Source organism: uncultured Campylobacter sp., from assembly GCF_938040115.1.
In the GTDB taxonomy this organism is placed as follows: Bacteria; Campylobacterota; Campylobacteria; order Campylobacterales; family Campylobacteraceae; genus Campylobacter_A.
In genome coordinates, this window is sequence record NZ_CALHXD010000311.1 from 1 (window position 1) to 3,816 (window position 3,816).

The 3,816-nt window shown below is 48.2% G+C and carries 5 protein-coding genes; 1 reads left to right on the forward strand and 4 read right to left on the reverse strand.

The annotated features are described in order from the left end of the window. Positions 1-10: 10 nt before the first annotated feature. From Q0314_RS10525 to Q0314_RS10540, 4 genes are all read right to left on the reverse strand, one after another. Positions 11-763 (reverse strand): amino acid ABC transporter substrate-binding protein, encoded by a 753-nt coding sequence (locus tag Q0314_RS10525; protein WP_298058820.1) that lies wholly within the window; start codon positions 761-763, stop codon positions 11-13. Positions 764-804: 41 nt separating this feature from the next. Continuing rightward, on the reverse strand, positions 805-1,563 hold the full coding sequence (locus Q0314_RS10530) for an amino acid ABC transporter substrate-binding protein (RefSeq protein ID WP_298058822.1): 759 nt from the start codon (positions 1,561-1,563) through the stop codon (positions 805-807). A gap of 471 nt (positions 1,564-2,034) precedes the next feature. Next, positions 2,035-2,823 (reverse strand): pyrroline-5-carboxylate reductase, encoded by a 789-nt coding sequence (gene proC / locus Q0314_RS10535; protein ID WP_298058824.1) that lies wholly within the window; start codon positions 2,821-2,823, stop codon positions 2,035-2,037. Continuing rightward, entirely contained in the window at positions 2,820-3,449 is a 630-nt protein-coding gene (locus Q0314_RS10540) for a hypothetical protein (RefSeq protein ID WP_298058826.1), read from the reverse strand. The genes proC and Q0314_RS10540 overlap by 4 nt, the downstream gene beginning before the upstream one ends. A 56-nt stretch (positions 3,450-3,505) precedes the next feature. Between Q0314_RS10540 and Q0314_RS10545 the strand changes: the two genes are divergently transcribed. After that, complete coding sequence (locus Q0314_RS10545; protein ID WP_298058828.1) at positions 3,506-3,640, forward strand: hypothetical protein; 135 nt, start codon at positions 3,506-3,508, stop codon at positions 3,638-3,640. The last annotated feature ends 176 nt before the right edge of the window (positions 3,641-3,816 follow it).

Genomic DNA, 3,816 nt, shown 5'->3' on the forward strand with positions numbered 1-3,816 from the left:
TCATCGCCATCTACCGCGAGACATCTTTGCCGAAATACCTGATCGAAATTTCAGCCAGCTTGCCTTCGTTTTTTAGTTCCTCTATCGCCTTGCTGATCTGATCGGCAAGCTCCGTATTGCCCTTTTGCACGATAGGCGCGGTATAGTCGGTATCGCTTCCCTCGGCGGCTATTTTAACAGGAGCGCCCGGGCGCTGCTTGATGAAGTCGTAAAATACGATATTATCGCGCACGACGGTATCTACACGCTTGCTAATGAGAAGCTCCATGCTCTTGCTAAAGCTATCGACCGTGACGTTTTGCGCCCCGTAGCTAGCGGCTACCTTCGCCCAGTTGCTGGTAGCAGAGTCGGCGTTTTTCTTACCTTTTAGATCATCAAAGCTTTTGATATCGTCGTTATCTTTGTGCGTGATGATGGCGCCGTGTACGACGGTGTAGGGCTGCGCGTAGTCGTATTTTTTCTTGCGCTCATCGGTAACGCTTACTTGATTAAATACCGCATCGGCCTTACCCGCATCAAATGCCGCAAGCATCGCATCCCACGGAGCGGTTAAGAACTCGATCTTTAAATTTAGCTTTTTAGCGACTTCGCGAGCGATATCGACGTCGTAGCCCTTTAGCTCGTTTTTATCGTCGTAGTATGAAAACGGCGCGTAAGTGCCCTCCGTAGCGATCGTTAAAACGCCCTTTTTTATGGTTTTGGCGTTTAAATTTAGCGTAAGAAATACACCTAGAGCCAAAATTTTTAGTAGTTTTGAAACCATCTTTTATCCTTTAAATTTAGCTGCTTTTATGCGAGTAAATTTTACTCCGAGATATCTTTGCCGAAATATTTGACTGAAATCTCTTTTAGCTTGCCTTCGCTTTTTAGTTCGCTAAGGGCCCTGTTTACGTCATTTACGAGCTCTTCGTTGCCCTTTTTCACGATGGCTGCGGAGTAGATCGGCTCACTACCGCTAGCGGCTATTTTTAACGGAGCGTTTGGACGCTGATTTATGTAGTCGTAGAAAGTCACGCTATCGTTTATCGTCGCATCCGCACGGCGGCTGATGATGAGCTCTACGCCTTTGCTAAAGCCGTCCACGGTGACTATCTGCGCGCCGTATTTTTGTGCGATTCCGGCCCAGTTGCTGGTTGCCGAATGTGCGCTCTTCTTGCCTTTTAGATCCTCGAAGCTTTTGATTTCGTTATTGTCTTTATGCGTGACTAGCGCGGCGTAGGCGACGGTGTATGGAGCGGTATAGTCGTATTTTTTCTTGCGCTCGTCCGTGATACTTACTTGATTGAACACGATATCGGCCTTTCCTGCATCAAATGCCGCTAGCATCGCATCCCACGGAGCTTCGACGAATTCAGCTTTTAAATTTAACTTCTTAGCGACTTCGCGCGCTACTTCTACGTCGTAGCCCGTTAGCGCGTCGCTTTTATCGTGGTAGGAGTAGGGCGAATACGTGCCTTCGGTCGCGATTTTTAAAACGCCGTTTTCGAGAGTTTTTGCATTTGCGCCGGTTAAAAGAGCGAAGCTCGCCAAAGTAAGTAGAGAAGATTTTAGTAGTTTTTTCATTTTTTGTCCTTTTTAAATTTATCGTTGGCTATTCATCTAAAAAGGCCGCGAGTGCGGAGTTGAAAATATCTTTTTAAATGTTTAGCGACCTGCTAAGCACTTAAAAAGATATTCGTGCCTAGCGCCCTAGCTTTTCATTTCGCAGCAACACATGTCGCACATATCGTTTTTCATAGCGTACCTTTCGAGTAAAATTTGGCGGTGATTTTATGCAAAAAAAGTTTAAGATAAAATAAATTTATATCAAAATTTCGGATTTTATTTTTTAAATGATATAAATTTTGGATACAAAATCGATTCAAATATCGACAGGGCCGAGCTATAAGTTAAATTTTAAATTTCACGGAAATTAAAATTTCGATTAATTTTTTTAAATTTAAGTCGCAATCCAGAATAGATCGCGTCTATAAGTAAAAATCCACGCCTTTAAACTCCAAAAATCATTTTCAAGCGTCGACTAAAGCAGTAAATTTACTTGGCTCTCGCTTTTTTCACGCATGCATCCACCGCATCCATCACCGCCGCGCGAAACCCGCCTTTTTCCAGCGCTTTGACCGCTTCTATCGTCGTACCGCCAGGCGAGCAAATTTCGTCTTTTAAGGCTGCAGGATGCTTGCCGCTTTTTAGCATGAGTCGCGCCGAGCCTGCAACGCTAGCCGCGACGGCTTCGTACGCCAGCGCTCTAGGCAGCCCCTCTAGCACTCCCGCGTCCGCAGCCGCCTCGATAAACATAAAAACATAGGCCGGCAGGCTACCCGCGATGCCGGTAAATGCGGCAAATTTAGCCTCCTCCAGCTCATAAACGGCGCCGAAATTTTCAAATATCTCACGCACCGCCGTCCGCTCGTCCGCACTTAAATTTTCGTTAAAGCACAGCGCGCTAACGCCCTCTGCGATTGCCGCGGGAGTGTTTGGCATCGCGCGCGCGATCTTAGCCTGTGCGCCTAAAATTTGCATGCTTTGCTCCAGGCTAAAGCTCGGGGCGAGCGTGACTATAACCTTACCTCTCGCCACCTCTTTTATCAAATTTAATATACCCTCATACGCCGTGGGCTTGGTCGCTAGCACCGTGATATCGGCCGCCGACGCGACCGCAGATTCGCTCTCGCAGGCGTTTACGCCGCATTTTTCGCACAGAGCCGCCGTTTTGCTCCTGGCATAGACGAACGCCCTCTCGCCGCCCAGCCTTTGCGCCAAATTTTCTATCATCGCGCCGCCCATGTTTCCGCCGCCGATAAAGCCGATTTTAGGATTTTTCATTTTACCGCCTTTCTTAGAGCTCCGATTTTAACCGCCTTGCCGGCAAGCGCCTCGCGTATCGCGATATTTTCTGCCCAGATGGCGCCCGTGACTTGCCCCGGCGCCAAGATATAAACGCCGCCCGTCTCGGCCTCGTCACTAGCTTTAAACTCGTTGCCGACGACCAGCTCATAGACGTCCTTTGTGTCGTTTTCAAATTTGATCGCTGCTTTTAGCGTCGGCACTTCACCCTGTTTTACCGCGCCCGCGTACTGCTCGAGTACGTTTTTACTAAGCCTGCCGTAGACGCCGCCAAATTCGTCCAGATATATCCGCACGGCGCGCTTGTCCGAGTTTTTGCCGCCCTTTTCGCCCTTGCCGACGCTCACGCTCATCTCGTAGGCGGTTTCTCCCGTCGGAAAATCCTTAAATTTAGCGTCCGGGACGAAAATGCGAACGTTGTCCGTTACCGTCTTCGTTTCGTGCGTCTGCGGCGTTATGCCAGTTAGCACGATCGTGGATTTCACGTCCGCGCCCTTGTCCAAAACAAGCGCCGAGATCGGCACCCGCGTGAGTAAGGTTGTCTCGTAGCAACCGCTAAAAACAAACGCCGCGGCAAAAGCAAAGATAAATTTTAGTTTTTTCATCGGTTTCCTTTAAATTTACGCCGATTTTAGCATAAATTTCGCCTGTGCGCGCCTGTGTGCCCACTCGCGACGGGTCAAATTTCATCGCCGAAAAAGTCGCCGCGGGTATCGCAAATTTCGATGTTTTGCCGCACCGAAAAAATACTAATTCGGTTTTAAATTTGAACCCAAATTTAAACGCAAAACGATAAGGCGAAGTATTTTTGTCATAGACGAGGCGGATAAGCAAGGGCAAAGGAGCGTATATGTAATACGCGACTACAGCCCGCAGCGAAATCCAACGAAGTATATGACAAAAAGACAAGCCGCTAACGAATTTGCCCGCCTCCGCGGACGACGTATTTATAGGTCGTAAGCTCCCTCACCC